18 protein-coding genes and 1 pseudogene are annotated in these 13,878 nt (G+C 41.1%); 10 read left to right on the top strand and 9 right to left on the bottom strand.

The window, feature by feature from the left end; all coding sequences use genetic code 11:
* Positions 1-123: 123 nt before the first annotated feature.
* A complete protein-coding gene (locus HMPREF1039_RS02655; protein WP_007390879.1) occupies positions 124-999 on the bottom strand; it encodes a phosphoribosylaminoimidazolesuccinocarboxamide synthase in 876 nt (291 codons plus the stop codon).
* A gap of 299 nt (positions 1,000-1,298) precedes the next feature.
* Between HMPREF1039_RS02655 and HMPREF1039_RS02660 the strand changes: the two genes are divergently transcribed.
* The 8 genes from HMPREF1039_RS02660 (at position 1,299) to HMPREF1039_RS02695 (ending at position 6,333) form a co-directional block, all read left to right on the top strand.
* On the top strand, positions 1,299-1,715 hold the full coding sequence (locus tag HMPREF1039_RS02660; protein WP_007390861.1) for an acyl-CoA thioesterase: 417 nt from the start codon (positions 1,299-1,301) through the stop codon (positions 1,713-1,715).
* A 12-nt stretch (positions 1,716-1,727) separates the two neighbouring features.
* On the top strand, positions 1,728-2,531 hold the full coding sequence (gene murI / locus HMPREF1039_RS02665; protein ID WP_007390883.1) for a glutamate racemase: 804 nt from the start codon (positions 1,728-1,730) through the stop codon (positions 2,529-2,531).
* A gap of 38 nt (positions 2,532-2,569) precedes the next feature.
* The gene (locus tag HMPREF1039_RS02670; protein ID WP_007390870.1) at positions 2,570-3,112 is read left to right on the top strand and encodes a hypothetical protein; all 543 of its coding nucleotides are present in this window, start codon (positions 2,570-2,572) and stop codon (positions 3,110-3,112) included.
* A 14-nt stretch (positions 3,113-3,126) separates the two neighbouring features.
* Positions 3,127-3,783 carry a coenzyme F420-0:L-glutamate ligase gene (locus HMPREF1039_RS02675; RefSeq protein ID WP_007390841.1) on the top strand — a complete coding sequence of 219 codons (657 nt, stop codon included), beginning with the start codon at positions 3,127-3,129 and terminating at the stop codon, positions 3,781-3,783.
* A gap of 10 nt (positions 3,784-3,793) precedes the next feature.
* Positions 3,794-4,381 (top strand): XTP/dITP diphosphatase, encoded by a 588-nt coding sequence (locus HMPREF1039_RS02680; protein WP_007390858.1) that lies wholly within the window; start codon positions 3,794-3,796, stop codon positions 4,379-4,381.
* 198 nt (positions 4,382-4,579) lie between these two features.
* A complete protein-coding gene (gene speD, locus HMPREF1039_RS02685; RefSeq protein ID WP_007390856.1) occupies positions 4,580-5,356 on the top strand; it encodes an adenosylmethionine decarboxylase in 777 nt (258 codons plus the stop codon).
* A gap of 44 nt (positions 5,357-5,400) precedes the next feature.
* Complete coding sequence (locus HMPREF1039_RS02690; protein ID WP_007390851.1) at positions 5,401-6,033, top strand: class II aldolase/adducin family protein; 633 nt, start codon at positions 5,401-5,403, stop codon at positions 6,031-6,033.
* Between the two features lie 24 nt (positions 6,034-6,057).
* Positions 6,058-6,333 (top strand): GNAT family N-acetyltransferase, encoded by a 276-nt coding sequence (locus tag HMPREF1039_RS02695; RefSeq protein ID WP_007390886.1) that lies wholly within the window; start codon positions 6,058-6,060, stop codon positions 6,331-6,333.
* Between the two features lie 106 nt (positions 6,334-6,439).
* On the opposite strand, the gene HMPREF1039_RS02700 is transcribed toward HMPREF1039_RS02695, so the two are convergent.
* The gene (locus HMPREF1039_RS02700) at positions 6,440-7,972 is read right to left on the bottom strand and encodes a Ppx/GppA phosphatase family protein (protein WP_007390865.1); all 1,533 of its coding nucleotides are present in this window, start codon (positions 7,970-7,972) and stop codon (positions 6,440-6,442) included.
* A 246-nt stretch (positions 7,973-8,218) separates the two neighbouring features.
* On the opposite strand from HMPREF1039_RS02700, the gene HMPREF1039_RS02705 reads away from it, so the two are divergent.
* Positions 8,219-8,797, top strand: coding sequence for an ECF transporter S component (locus HMPREF1039_RS02705; RefSeq protein WP_007390869.1), 579 nt, complete (start codon positions 8,219-8,221; stop codon positions 8,795-8,797).
* 123 nt (positions 8,798-8,920) lie between these two features.
* A complete protein-coding gene (locus tag HMPREF1039_RS02710) occupies positions 8,921-9,889 on the top strand; it encodes a helix-turn-helix transcriptional regulator (RefSeq protein ID WP_007390848.1) in 969 nt (322 codons plus the stop codon).
* A gap of 496 nt (positions 9,890-10,385) precedes the next feature.
* On the opposite strand, the pseudogene HMPREF1039_RS02715 reads toward HMPREF1039_RS02710, so the two are convergent.
* From HMPREF1039_RS02715 to rpsP, 7 genes and pseudogenes are all read right to left on the bottom strand, one after another.
* Positions 10,386-11,110, bottom strand: a pseudogene (locus HMPREF1039_RS02715) (YebC/PmpR family DNA-binding transcriptional regulator).
* A 14-nt stretch (positions 11,111-11,124) separates the two neighbouring features.
* A complete protein-coding gene (locus HMPREF1039_RS02720) occupies positions 11,125-11,697 on the bottom strand; it encodes an RNA methyltransferase (RefSeq protein ID WP_007390847.1) in 573 nt (190 codons plus the stop codon).
* A 2-nt stretch (positions 11,698-11,699) separates the two neighbouring features.
* On the bottom strand, positions 11,700-12,431 hold the full coding sequence (gene trmD, locus HMPREF1039_RS02725; RefSeq protein WP_007390878.1) for a tRNA (guanosine(37)-N1)-methyltransferase TrmD: 732 nt from the start codon (positions 12,429-12,431) through the stop codon (positions 11,700-11,702).
* Positions 12,428-12,931 carry a ribosome maturation factor RimM gene (gene rimM, locus HMPREF1039_RS02730; protein WP_007390860.1) on the bottom strand — a complete coding sequence of 168 codons (504 nt, stop codon included), beginning with the start codon at positions 12,929-12,931 and terminating at the stop codon, positions 12,428-12,430. Before rimM ends, trmD begins: the two co-directional genes overlap by 4 nt.
* A 4-nt stretch (positions 12,932-12,935) precedes the next feature.
* Positions 12,936-13,343: a YlqD family protein gene (locus tag HMPREF1039_RS02735; protein ID WP_007390872.1), complete on the bottom strand. Its 408-nt coding sequence runs from the start codon at positions 13,341-13,343 to the stop codon at positions 12,936-12,938.
* 8 nt (positions 13,344-13,351) lie between these two features.
* A complete protein-coding gene (locus HMPREF1039_RS02740) occupies positions 13,352-13,579 on the bottom strand; it encodes a KH domain-containing protein (protein WP_007390844.1) in 228 nt (75 codons plus the stop codon).
* Between the two features lie 13 nt (positions 13,580-13,592).
* Positions 13,593-13,862 carry a 30S ribosomal protein S16 gene (rpsP, locus tag HMPREF1039_RS02745; RefSeq protein WP_007390863.1) on the bottom strand — a complete coding sequence of 90 codons (270 nt, stop codon included), beginning with the start codon at positions 13,860-13,862 and terminating at the stop codon, positions 13,593-13,595.
* Positions 13,863-13,878 lie beyond the last annotated feature (16 nt).

The raw sequence follows: 13,878 nt of genomic DNA on the forward strand, positions 1-13,878 counted from the left end.
CATGTTTTGTAGGATTATGTGATAATGCAGGAACGAAATCCGTATCGTATACCGAACGATACCACAACCATATCAAAAAACTCCGCGTGCCATTTGCACGCGGAGTTTTTTTTCGGCAGTTTTTTATACACGCCATTTTTTTCCGCATAAGAGTTCATATGCTTCTTTATATTTTTCAATCGTCTTATCAATAATTTCTTGCGGTAATAAATAGTCACTGTCGGGATGAACTTTTAACCAATCCCGTACAAATTGTTTATCATAAGAAGGTTGTGATTTTCCGGGGGTATATCCGGCAAGCGGCCAAAAACGGGAGCTGTCCGGCGTTAGCATTTCATCTCCTAAAATAATATTGCCGTTTTCATCCAGCCCGAATTCAAATTTCGTATCCGCAATAATAATGCCGCGATGTAAAGCATAATCCGCGCATTTTTTATACAACGCCAACGTATAGTCGCGAATTTTAGAGGCATACTCCCGGCCTTTTCCGGGAAATGTTTTTTCTAAAATGGCGGCACCGGTTTCAAAGGAAACGTTTTCGTCATGTTCACCTAATTCGGCTTTAGTACTGGGTGTAAATAAAGGTTCCGGCAATTTTTGAGATTCTTGTAAGCCTTGCGGTAACGATATGCCGCAAATTTTACCGTCAGTCTGATAACCGGTCCAACCGCTTCCGGTAATGTAGCCGCGAACAATACACTCCATAGGAATCATCGTTAATTTTTTGCATTTCATACTGTTGCCGACAAATTGTTTTTGCTGAAAAAATTCAGGCATATCGTGATTATCGACAGATTCCATATGATTCGGCACAATATCTTTTGTCAAATCAAACCAAAATTTGGACATTTGTGTTAAAATAGCGCCTTTTTCGGTAATCTTATTTTTTAAGATATGATCAAAAGCGGAAATACGATCGGTAGCCACCATAATGATACTGTCACCGATATCATACACTTCACGGACTTTGCCGGACTTAAACGGTTTGTACTCTTTCATGAATTCAGCCTCCATTTACCATTGTTTCCCCTTGAACATCCTTATCATATCACAGTTTGTTTTTATGGTCGATATGTAACTCCTATTTTTTCTTTCTGTGCTGCAGTAAAAAATTCACCTCATAAGGAGACGGCGTAAAAATTTCCTTAACGCGTTCGTACGGTTTCTTATAAATATGAAAAATATGTCTTCGTATGCAGAATACTATATTTTTTTATTTCTTTTCTTTTTTCCTTTGACATCCCGTTTTTACTATCGTAAAATGATAAGAGTGCATAATATAGAATAGGAGTATAAGTATGGTTACAATTGTCGAAAAGGTACGCTATTATGAGACGGATATGATGGGGATCGCACATCATTCCAATCATATCCGCTGGTTTGAATGTGCACGTTGTGAGTATTTACGGACAGCCGGTGTAGATTTAATACAGTTACAAAAAGATGGTATTATTTATCCGATTAAAAGTGTATCCGGCGAGTATATTCATCCTGTTTATTTTGGCGATGTGCTTTGTATAACTGCTACATTGACACATTTGACAAAAGCGCAAATGGTTTTTTCGTATCGCATTTTGCGACAAGCGGACGGAATATTGTTGGCGACCGGTACATCACAAAATGTATTTGCCGATGCGCATACCGGTAAACCTATCCGGTTAGATGCGGAAAATTTTGCAAAATTACAGCGTTTGTGGAAAGAAGAATCACGATGAAGGAGGCTTATTGTGGACAAGAGTAAGCTTCCTATCGGAATTTTTGATTCCGGTGTAGGCGGTTTAACCGTTGTTAATAAATTGCGGATGTTGCTACCTCATGAAAATATTATTTATGTGGGGGATACCAAACGCAATCCGTACGGATCGCGAACCGCTGCGGAAATTTTGTCCTATACAAGGGATATTTTACGTTTTATGTCGGCACAGTCCGTAAAATTGGTGGCGATTGGCTGCAATACAGTAACGGCAACGGTTTATCCGCAATTGATGCAGGAGGTTCCCTATCCCTTAATCGGCATGAGCAAAGGTATCAAAACGGCACAAAAAATCAGTGCGGGCGGTACGATCGCCGTTTTTGCCACAGAGTTGACAATTGCGAATCACAGTCATAAAAAGGCCGCCGCCGCATGGGATCCCGGCCTGAAGATTATAGAGCAGCCTTGTCCGGAGTTGGCGGGGTTGATTGAACGCGGCTATCTTCAGGGAACGAAAATTATGGCGCCTTTACAAAAATATTTGGCGCCTGTATTACAAACGCAAGCGGATACGGCTATTTTCGGCTGTACTCATTTTCCTTTTATTCAGCCTTTATTTGAAATGCTGAGTCAAGATCGTTTGGCTTTTGTAGATCCGGCCCACGAAATGGCCTTGGAAGTATTGGAAGTATTGAAAAAAGCGGATTTATTGAATCGTAATTCACATAGCGGTACCTTACAATTGTGTTTTACCGATGCGACGGAACGCGGCGGCATGTTGGCGGCACAGCTGATTCCGAAACATGAATTTTCTGTTCAAAAAATAAGATTGACATAAAAAATTAAACCGGTATGAGATAAAAGGAGTCCTTAACGTTGGTAGTATATACAATTATTAACATTATTATTGCCGTAATTGCTTGTATAGCAATTTTGTACATTTTATTTCGCTTATATGCCTGGCGTCAGGGAGATGCCCATTTTGTAGTTGACGTTCGGCGACGTACGCCGTTTGTATTAAAAGAGATGACACAAACGACGGCAGTATGGGAAACGGAAGTGACGTTTCATAATATAGGCAAACAGTTGGGAACGATTATGGATTTTTATCCGCGCCCGTTATTGCCGCAAGAACAATTTGATCGGTGTCGGGTACAAGCCCGTTTAACCAATTTGGCGTCAGAACGGGATGACGGCTATTGGGAAGCTGCTATTTATTATCCTGCTACCAGCGGTCTGTTACGTGTTACCGTCATATTGACCAGTAAAACCGGAAATATTCGAGAAGATTTGCGTACTTTTCCGGATATGCCGATTGATTTAGTCTATCAAGTGGTAGCACGCAGCGAATGGTATATTCATAAAGCCCGGATAACCTTACGCGCTGCGGAAGTATATCGAGAAATAGAAGGAAAATAGGAGGCAGGTGTGGCATGGCTGAATTGGAATTAGTGCCTGTGAAAACTCGAATTTTAACAGAAAAAGATAATATTGTGGATGTCATAGAAGAATATGCGTCTTCTTTGGTGACGCCAAGTGATTTGATTTGTGTAGCGGAAAGTGTAGTAGCCATTACCCAACATCGCTATACCCGTCCGGAAGAGTTAACACCTTCTTGGCAAGCACGACTTATGCGCCGATTCGTTCCCGGAGAAGGAAGTATGGCAAGCTTATATGGAATGCAGGCGGCAATGGAATTGGAAGGAGAATGGAAAATGTTGCTGGCATTTATTATCGGGTCGGCAGCTAAATTATTCGGAAAACGGGGCGTTTGGTATACATTGTGTCGTCAAGCGGCATTAACCGATGATGTGACAGGTACTTTGCCGCCATATGATAAATGTATTGTTTACGGTCCGGCCAATCCGCACGGTGTAGCGGCGGCCATTCGCAAACGGCTTCATTGTTTCGGAGCATGTGTGGCGGATGTTAATGATTTACAACGAGCCGCCGTACTCGGATATTCGCAGGGATTAAATCCTCATCATATTGCTCAGGTTCTTATTCACAATCCTTTCGGCAATGCCTCTCAAAAAACTCCGATTGTGATTATTAAGAACTATGCCGAAGTAGCAAAAAAACACGTATGAGGTGAGAAAAATGAGACAATTGGTATTAGCCACACATAATGCCGGCAAAATAAGAGAATTGCGAACGATGCTTTCTCCTGCGGGCTATGAAGTGGTGGCGGTGCGAGAGGTATTGCCGACATTAAAAGAACCGGAAGAAACGGGACAAACGTTTTTGGAAAATGCACGTTTAAAATCACAATATTATGCGAAAGCGACCGGGCGGCCTTGTTTAGCCGATGATTCAGGATTGTGCGTAGAGGCGTTACAGGGGCGTCCCGGTGTGTATTCCGCACGCTATGCCGGAATTCATGGCGATGATGCGGCCAATAATGCCAAGTTGCTGACTGAAATCCGGCACTTACCGCCCGCTATGCGTACCGCTTATTATGCTTGTGTACTGGTATTATCGTTCCCGGACGGTCGTGAAATCGTTGCGGAAGGAAAGTGTCACGGGATGATTATAGAAACCCCTGTCGGCACGAACGGTTTTGGGTATGATCCGTATTTTTACTTACCGCAAAAAGGTAAGACCATGGCGGAATTAACCGCTATAGAAAAAAATACTTGCAGTCATCGGGGCATTGCGTTAAAAAAATTATTACAAGTATTGGTATGACCTCGGTGTCGGCGTATCGGACGTGACCGTCACGATGTATTGTTTCGTTACCAAGGACAGCGACACCGTAAGAACGGACCGTCGATACACCGAGAAAATCGACCCCGGTCCATTGGCGGGACCTTCTACGGCGTATGTTACGGTAGGCAGGAAAACAGTTTTTATATGGTGAAAATTTAACGATAAAGGTATGAAAAAATGACGATTAAAACAAATAAATTAAAATTATATGGTTTTAATAATCTCACTAAGACCTTGAGCTTTAATATGTATGATGTCTGTTATGCCATCAGTCCGGAAGCTCGGCGGCAATATATCGAGTACATTGATGAACAATATAATTCCCGGAAATTGACGAGCATATTAAAAAATGTATCGTCTATTATAGGAGCGCATATTTTAAATATAGCCGGGCAGGATTATGATCCGCAGGGCGCCAGTGTCACCATTTTAATTTCAGAAGAGCCGATGGAAGTGGCCGATACCGATATTGTTTGTCATTTGGATAAAAGTCATTTAACGGTACATACGTATCCCGAAAGTCATCCTCAAAAAGGCATTATGACCTTTCGTGCCGACATTGAAGTATCAACCTGCGGTCGTATATCTCCGTTAAACGCTTTAAATTATTTATTAGATAATTTTGAGTCCGATATTGTAACCTTAGATTATCATGTACGCGGATTTACACGCGATATTATGGGGAAGAAACTATTTATTGATCATCGAATTAATTCTATTCAAAATTATATTTCTCGGGATACGCGCAATCGCTATGACATGATTGATGTAAATGTATATCAGGAAAATATATTTCATACAAAAATGATTTTAAAAGAATTTGATTTGGATACCTATTTGTTTAATGTAAATGCAGATGACTTGACTGTTCGGCAACAAAATCATATTCAACGATTAGTCAGACAGGAAATGATGGAGATTTTTAACGGGCGTAATATGCCGACAATGCGGTAAGAGGGGAAACTTTTTTGAAAAGATCGGTCTAAGGGGGGGAAAGGATGAAACGAAAAAAAGAACTTTGTTGTATCGGAAAAAAAATGAAAGAAGTCTCGTTAGTTGCGGCATGTGACGGGAATATCAGTTATCGTCGTGCGGACGGAACGATTATTATTACGCCTTCCGGTGTGCCGAAAGGTGAAATTAAGAAAAAAGACTTGCTACATGTTACCGCTGCAGGTACACTAATAGAGGGAAACGGAAAACCGTCTTCTGAAATGGCATTACATATACAAATATATATAAAACGTCCGGATGTTAACGCTATTGTACACGCTCATCCTGTAACCGCAACGGCTGTTTCTATAGCCGGTATCCCTTTTCCCGATCACGTGGTAACGGAGGCCGATCTTGTTTTAGGACACGTGCCTACGATTCCTTATGCAGCCCCGGGGACGTCGGAATTGGCTTATGCTGCGGCGGAAGTGATGGCGCAGGCTAATGTCGCCTTATTAGCACGGCATGGCGCGGTCGCTGTCGGGGATTCATTGCGGCAAGCTTTTTATCGCATGGAAACGCTGGAAACGGTAGCCAAAATGTATAGGGAAGCTTTGATTTTTTCTTCTTTTTCACAACCGGAAAAAGAACATAATATATCACCGCAAGAGTTGGCCGCATTATTTCATTTAGAATGAGTACCATTAAAAGGGGGATATTGTATGAAGTTTTGCTATGCATCACAATCGATTTCCTTACAAGATGAAACAGGTGCCGTAAAAGCGCGGATAGATTTTCCTATTGCCGAAGATGGAACGGTGACGATTACCCATACGTATGTAGATGAAAGTTTGCGCGGGCAAAATATTGCCGCACAACTAATGGCCGCAGCGGTGGAAACCTTGCGACAACGCGGACTGAAAGCAAGAATTACATGCTCCTATGCACAAAAGTGGCTACAGCGGCATCCGGAAGCCGGAATTGATATTTTAGCCTGACGAAAAATAGTCGGCCTAAGGCGTGAGCGTGTCCATGCGAAATAAACAAGGGAGGAGAATCCATATTTATATGGATTCTCCTCCCTTGTTTATTTCATGGCGTCTATTATTTCCAAATTAAAACCAACGACATGTGAAATTCTTTTTTAAATTGTTTTATATATTGTTTCATGGCATAATCCGCCGCTTCATGCACACTGTCGGGGGCGGAAGTAATAACCAACACAACAATATCGTCTTGTATGGTAATAGAAAAATCCTGTACGACTTGTTCATAGGTTAAATCCGAAGCATCGGCAAGTGCCAGTAGGGTAGACAGTTTGCGAATCATAATCCAGTCATCGGCATCGGCCATTTGTGCATAACGATAGGCGATAAGTGTTTTACGACTTATGCCGTGATGAAATCCGGCAATAAATCCGGCAATAAGTTGTTCCCGATGCGTTAATCCGTATAAAGGCGCATGCCCGATCATAAACGCGGAGTGACGCGCATGATTATAGAAATTAATGGTTTTTCCCACATCATGAAGGCGTGCGGCCGTCATAAGCAAGGTGCGTGCCCGCCTTCCATAGCGGTGCAACGGTTGTAACTGATCAAACAGTTGTAACGTTAAGCGTGTAACCTGCTTGCAATGTATGCGATGTACGGCGGAACCCAAGGTACCGATAAAATTAGTAATACTGAACTCTAAAATATTTTCAATTTGCGGACTCGGTAATTGAAAATATTGTGCATAGTATTCATAAAACAATCCTTCGCGCAAGCCGCAACCGCCGATAATCATTTCTTTACTTGCTGTAAGTGCAAATACTTCTTTTAAGACCGTGGCCCCGGCAACAATAATATCAACACGGTCGCCGGATAATCCCGGTATTTTTTTACGATTGGCATGGGTTCGGGTGGTCACTTGTTCATATATGTCGGTAAAGCGAGATAAGGATAATTGATAATTATGAATTTTAGAAAATTCATAATTTGTTGCTTTTTGATCCATTTTCGCAAAAGTTCGTGCCGTTCCGCCGATCCCGATAAGCGGGATATTTATGTTGTGCAGCCAGGGAACGGTTAATAATTTTTTGCGAATATATTTTTGACAAGCTTGTAAGGTATCCATATGTACTGTATTTTGTAATTGAAAACGTTCCGTCAATGTTACGGCACCCATGGGTAAGGATATGCTTTTTTCCGGTTTTCCCTGACGGACTAAGGTCATTTCTATACTGGCCCCGCCTAAATCAAACAAGAGAAAGTCACGTTCCCGAATGGTATTAATCACCCCTAAATATCCCAAATAAGCTTCGCGCTCTCCTGTTATGACTTCCATATGAATATGCGTTTCTTGTTTTATTGTTTCTAAAAATTCTCTGCCGTTTTTGGCGGAGCGTACAGCGGCGGTGGCAACAGCAAGGCATTTGTTGACCCCCATAACGGACATAATATGCCGATACATTTTTAAACTGTTCAGTGCTCGTTTTATACCGTCGGCACTGATATAGCCGGATTGCGCCAGCCCTACGCCTAAACGAATCGTTTCTTTTTCTTGATACAATAGGGTATAAGAACGGTTGTCGGCAATTTCCAACACTAAAAAGCGAATAGAATTGGAGCCCATATCAATAATGGCGATCTTTTCCATACGATACCTCATTTCTTAAACTATAGCTTATATTATATTATACTATAAATACCGTATATTTTCCTGTAAGACGGACAAAAAATATGCGGACCGTAAAACGATAAAAACATCCGGCGTAAATCTTTTGTAAAAGGACAGAAATAATAAAAACTGTCTTATTTACATACAGAAATAAAGAATATAGTATTATATACAGATTAATCTGAAAATGATGCTTGCCGGCTCGTAAAACGGAGTGAAGAAACGATGAATAATCAAAAAATGACTACAAAAATGTTATGTTACACGGCAATTTTTACAGCCCTTGTATTTCTTTTAACCGATATCCCTAAAATTCCTTTTCCCTTCGGATATGCTCACTTGGGGGATGCAATGATTTTTGCACTTCCTTTTTATTTTCCTACACGTCCGGCTGCAGTAGCCGCCGGGGCGGGATCGGCTTTGGCGGATTTATTGGGAGGGTATCCGCTTTGGATAGTGCCTACTTTTCTTATTAAATTTTGTATGGTATATGCCGTTTTTTATGTTGCCCGTCCCGACAAATACGAAACAACTTTTTTTTCACCGCGTCTTTTTGCGGGAATTTTAGTGTCTGCAGGGTGGATGATCGGTACCTATGCGCTCTGCGGTTCATTACTATATGGGAGCGGCGCCGGAACGGCGATGTTGCCGGGCCTGCTGGGAAAAGGCGGCATTAATTTTATTGTCGCTTATGGATTTATCAGTATCATAAAAAATATATCCTTTTTACAAGCTAAGAGGCCTACAGGAAAAAATAAAGTATACAGATCGGACGGAACCATGACCGATACAGATAACGAGTAATAAAAGGTTGTATCCTTGCAGCTGTTGAGAATAACTTTCTGTATTTTATAGTAAAATATTTACCTACAATACCGGTCATGTTAATATAAAGGTATAAAAACTTTTAACGAAAGACGGGATAGCATGGCCTCTGAAGAACAAGATAAAAAGACTGAGCGAGTATTGTCATTGTATACTCGTTTATTACAAGGCGAAGAAATAAATAAGGCCATAGAAGCGGAACATTATGGCGTAACGGAACGAAGCATTCAACGAGATCTGCAGGATATTGAACGGTTTTGTGACCATCATAAAAAACAAAATGACAAGATGGCTTTATTTTATAACCGACATACCCATTCTGTCCATTTAGAACGCACTTCGAAGACCTTATCTCCTAAAGAAATTCTGGCACTATGTAAAATTCTTTTAGATAGCAAAGCGTTTAAAAAAGAAAAAATGACGAATATGTTACAGCGATTAATCGAAAATTGTTCGTCTGACGATTCCAAAAATGAAGTATGGCATCTCATAAAAAATGAATTATTTTATTATATTGAACCTAAGCATCAAAAAGATTTTTTGGATATTCTTTGGGAGGCGGGAAAAGCGATTCGTTTTTCCCATTATATAACGATTGTATACGAACGCAAACATCACAATAAAGTGGTAACGCGTGTATTGCAACCGTTATCTATCTTATTTTCCGAGTATTATTTTTATTTAATCGCATTTATAAAAGAGGATATGGCAAACATATCTTCACAAAATCGAAAAAAGATGTTGCCGGTAGTCTATCGCATTGATCGTATTTCCTCTATTCAAGTTTCTGAAAAACGATTTGTTATTCCTTATTGCAATCATTTTGAAGAGGGGCAGTTTCGGCGACGAATTCCGTTTATGTTTGGCGGCGAATTAATGCAGGTTATTTTTACCTATTCCGGCTACGACATTGATGCCGTATTGGATAGACTGCCGACGGCAACGATTGTTTCGTACCGGGAAGAAACCGGTATATATACGTTATCGGCAGAAGTATATGGTCATGGCATTGATATGTGGCTGCGCAGCCAAGGACCGTTTGTAAAAGTTTTAAGTAAACAAGTTTTATAAGAAAAAGAGAACATTTGTTTGGTGAAGAACAATAGCCTATAACCAAACAAATGTTCTCTTTTCTCAATATTGTTATCGAAAAGATAGGGTGGATTAGGGGAGACATAAAGAACCGTATAAATAAAGCGGCTCTATACTCGTGTAACGAAGTAATGACCATATAAAGACATCCTACTAAGCATAAAATAATCGGAGTAATACTACCCCGACGACCGGCCGCATGGTATGGTATATTCCGGTATAGGGAGATCCCGAATTATAATAAACGTTTTGTTATAGCGAATAAAACATAAGCGAGCAAATTTTATTTTATGGATGTATAAAATCCGGAGCTATAAAACCTATAAAGCTAAAATTGTCGGAACCGCTCACGGAAGATTAAAATTATTTCCGATAACGTTAAATTATCGGAAATAATAAAATAAAAAGAAACAATCGTATATTGCACAAAAAACACATCGTCATATATCACTATGACGATGTGTTTTTATTTCTCTTATTCATTACAATCCCAATTATGATATACATCTTGTACATCATCCAAATCTTCCAAAGCATCAATAAGCGTTTCCATCTTTTCGGCATCTTCTGCGTTCAGTTTAATTAAATTATCCGGAACCATAGTAATTTGTGCATGTTCGGTAGCAATATTATGCTCCGCTAAAGCCTTTTCTACGCTGTCAAAGTTTTCAGGAGCAGTAATAATTTCAAATTCTTCATCCCCTGTTTTGACATCATCGGCTCCGGCGTCTAAGGCCAGTTCCATTACTGTATCTTCGTCGGTGACAGCTTTATCGACAATAAATATTCCTTTGCTATGAAACATCCACCCGACACAACCGGTTTCACCCATACTACTGCCGTATTTTGAAAATACATGACGTACATCCGCCGCTGTACGATTGCGATTATCCGTAAGAACATTAACCGTTACGGCAACCCCGGCGGGGCCATAGCCTTCATATACAATTTCTTCATAATTTTGTCCTTCTGTTGCACCGGCACCTTTTTGAATAGCTCGTTTAATGTTTTCTTTCGGAATATTGTTTTCTTTCGCCTTTTGCAAGGCTAATTTTAAGCGCATATTCCCGACCGGATCCGCTCCGCCCATACGTACTGCAATAGTAATTTCACGACCTATTTTGGTTGTAATTTTAGCACGAATAGCATCGTTTTTTCCTTTTTTCTTTTTATATTTGCCCATTTTGAATGTCCCGACATGCAGATTCCTCCTTTTATTCCCACCATGCTGCGCCGGCTAATCGGTCTAAGATGATTGCCGCCGCAGAACGTACAGATAAATGATTATAAGTAGTATATCCTCGTATCGGTTCGAGGATAAAATCAAACGCTTCCATTATTTCTTGTGTCATACCGTATCCTGTTCCCAATAATAAAAGGATCGGCCGACAGTCCGTTTCACGGCGCTTACGCAATTCTTTATAGGAAATGGTATTTGCGTAAGTACGCGCATCCGTAGTTACCACATAAGGCCGTAATCCTTCCCGGTTCGTAACCGACTCTATTGCCGCTGCAATAGAGTCCTGTATATCGACTATATCAAAGGCGTGTGTGCGATAGGCATTATATGCTTTGCCGACCGGACTTTCCCAAAATTGCATGATTTTTCGGATCATATCCAGTTGTCCCGGTATATTATGGATAATAATATATTTTTTTATACCATATGTTTTAGCCGCGCGAGATATATCATGTAAATCATAATTCGTAATAGCCGTAGTAATGACTGAAAAATTTTTATCATATACCGGATAATGTACCAGACCGACATATAAGGATGATTTCATGATTATTTTCCTTTCTGTTCTTTAGGCGGAAAAATATATGGAGAAGCGGCGAAGGAATTCTTCACTAATAAATCCGGGCGCAGTTTCTGTGTCCGGTGCAATGCTGCCAGACGACGCCACTCAGCAATTTTTTTATGGTTGCCGGAGGTCAACACGGTCGGCACCGACCATTGACGAAAAGTTGCAGGTTTAGTATATTGCGGATATTCCAACAAGGAGTGATAAAAAGAATCATCCATCGCTCCGGCACTTGTTCCTAAGACACCGGGAAGCATTCTGGCTACGGCATCGGTGACAATCATGGCCGGGATTTCTCCGCCGGTCAGCACATAATCACCTACAGAAACGGTTTCATCGGCCAAATATTTCTCTACTCGATAGTCCACGCCTTCATAATGACCGCATATAAAAATAAGTTGCTCATAGGTTGCCAATTGACGGGCTTTTTCTTGTGTAAAAGTACTCCCTGCAGGGCCTAAAAAAATAATACGTCTTTTTGGAACTTCCCGACGTACACTTTCTACTGCGGCAAAAAGCGGCGCCGCCTTCATCAACATACCGTGTCCGCCGCCGTAAATCGTATCGTCCGCCATATGATGATTATCATATGTAAATTGTCTCGGATTCGTTACATCCAAGTCCAGTATACCCGCTTTTCGGGCTCGCCCGATAATGCTGTGACTGTAAAAACTGCGAATAAACTCCGGAAATAATGAAATAATATCAATTCTCATGCGTCTACCCACTCCGGCGGATTTAATATAATTTTATGTTCATCGAGATTTATTTCTTTAACCACTGACGGAATCGCAGCAAACAGCTGTTCTTCCCCGTTATCGGTACGAACAACATACACATCATTACTGCCTGTCTTCAACACTTCCGTTAAGATTCCCAAATAAGTATTCTGCAAATCATATACAGGTATACCGATCAGGTCGAAAATATAATATCGCCCCGGTTTTAACGGCATCAAATCTTCCCGCGGTACTTGTAATTCATGATTCACCAAGGCTTCCGCCGCATTGCGATCCTGCACGCCTGCGAATTTCATAAGAATAACGTGTTTGTGAAAGCGAGCAGCTGTAATTTCATAACGTTTTCCGGCAATATAACCGTATTTCATTTGCAAAAAACGTTCCGGAAAATCCGTATCCGGATATATACGAACATCACCCCGCACGCCGTGCGGGGCAACTATTTTCCCGATAGTAAATAATTCTAAAGCTGCCATAACGTTACCGACGAATGGCAATAATTTTGCCATCTTCCAATAAAACTTCCACTCCTGTCAAGGCGTCCAAATCATCTCCGATTTTCACTTCAACCATTTGTTCGGTCGTGCCTTGTACAATTTCTGAACCGATCGCCAGCTGCATGGCTGCTTCTTTATCGGCAACTCCCTTGGTGCGAGCGGCCATAAGTCGTTGTTTTTGTTCTTCTACTTGGGCTCTCAGAGAAATAAGTCCCTGGGCATCAATCTTGGCTTGTTCCGCCATCATACGTTTGGCCTGATCTTCCAAGTTTTGCATTTCCCGATCAATGTCTGCTAATGTTTGCTCCACATTTTTCAAGATTTTTTCTTTTAATGCCGGCGTTACCTTGGCTTTTACCGTTACAGGAACGCGTAACGTAATCTGATCCATGCTTCCTCCTATGCAATTTCTACTGCCACCTTCTGATGCGTGTGTACGGCTGCAGCCCTGACGACAAGGCGAATTGCTTTCACAATTTTGCCTTGTCTGCCAATCACTTTTCCCATATCGTCAGGTGCGACATGAAGTGTATACACTTCGAGGCCTTGTTTCTGAATTTTTGTAACTGTAACTGCTTCCGGTTGTGTTACCAATCCTTTGGCAATACATGTAATCAACTCTTCCATAGGTCTGCCTCACTTACTTTTTGGACGCTTCAAATTGAGCCATAATACCGGCTTTTTTGAAGAGAGAACGAATAGTTTCTGTAGGCTGTGCGCCTTTTCCCAACCATTCCAATGCAGCTGCCGCATCTACTGTTAAACGAGTTTCCGCATCTTTTGCCGGATCATACATCCCGATCGTAGCGACAGGACGTCCGTTATTCCGGGCATTGCGCGAATCTGCTACAACAACGCGATAAATCGGTTTCTTTTTAGCGCCTAAACGGGCTAAACGAATTTTTATCATGAAAATCACCTCCTCT

Origin of the sequence: Megasphaera lornae, from assembly GCF_000214495.1 — a bacterium.
GTDB classification, from domain to species: domain Bacteria; phylum Bacillota; class Negativicutes; order Veillonellales; family Megasphaeraceae; genus Megasphaera; species Megasphaera lornae.

Bases quoted from the DNA above. Each gene is read 5' to 3' on its own strand.
- HMPREF1039_RS02655 (WP_007390879.1), bottom strand. From the start codon at position 999: ATGAAAGAGTACAAACCGTTTAAGTCCGGCAAAGTCCGTGAAGTGTAT.
- HMPREF1039_RS02660 (WP_007390861.1), top strand. From the start codon at position 1,299: ATGGTTACAATTGTCGAAAAGGTACGCTATTATGAGACGGATATGATG.
- HMPREF1039_RS02675 (WP_007390841.1), top strand. From the start codon at position 3,127: ATGGCTGAATTGGAATTAGTGCCTGTGAAAACTCGAATTTTAACAGAA.
- HMPREF1039_RS02680 (WP_007390858.1), top strand. From the start codon at position 3,794: ATGAGACAATTGGTATTAGCCACACATAATGCCGGCAAAATAAGAGAA.
- speD (WP_007390856.1), top strand. From the start codon at position 4,580: ATGACGATTAAAACAAATAAATTAAAATTATATGGTTTTAATAATCTC.
- HMPREF1039_RS02690 (WP_007390851.1), top strand. From the start codon at position 5,401: ATGAAACGAAAAAAAGAACTTTGTTGTATCGGAAAAAAAATGAAAGAA.
- HMPREF1039_RS02695 (WP_007390886.1), top strand. From the start codon at position 6,058: ATGAAGTTTTGCTATGCATCACAATCGATTTCCTTACAAGATGAAACA.
- HMPREF1039_RS02700 (WP_007390865.1), bottom strand. From the start codon at position 7,972: ATGGAAAAGATCGCCATTATTGATATGGGCTCCAATTCTATTCGCTTT.
- HMPREF1039_RS02705 (WP_007390869.1), top strand. From the start codon at position 8,219: ATGAATAATCAAAAAATGACTACAAAAATGTTATGTTACACGGCAATT.
- HMPREF1039_RS02710 (WP_007390848.1), top strand. From the start codon at position 8,921: ATGGCCTCTGAAGAACAAGATAAAAAGACTGAGCGAGTATTGTCATTG.
- HMPREF1039_RS02720 (WP_007390847.1), bottom strand. From the start codon at position 11,697: ATGAAATCATCCTTATATGTCGGTCTGGTACATTATCCGGTATATGAT.
- trmD (WP_007390878.1), bottom strand. From the start codon at position 12,431: ATGAGAATTGATATTATTTCATTATTTCCGGAGTTTATTCGCAGTTTT.
- rimM (WP_007390860.1), bottom strand. From the start codon at position 12,931: ATGGCAGCTTTAGAATTATTTACTATCGGGAAAATAGTTGCCCCGCAC.
- HMPREF1039_RS02735 (WP_007390872.1), bottom strand. From the start codon at position 13,343: ATGGATCAGATTACGTTACGCGTTCCTGTAACGGTAAAAGCCAAGGTA.
- HMPREF1039_RS02740 (WP_007390844.1), bottom strand. From the start codon at position 13,579: ATGGAAGAGTTGATTACATGTATTGCCAAAGGATTGGTAACACAACCG.
- rpsP (WP_007390863.1), bottom strand. From the start codon at position 13,862: ATGATAAAAATTCGTTTAGCCCGTTTAGGCGCTAAAAAGAAACCGATT.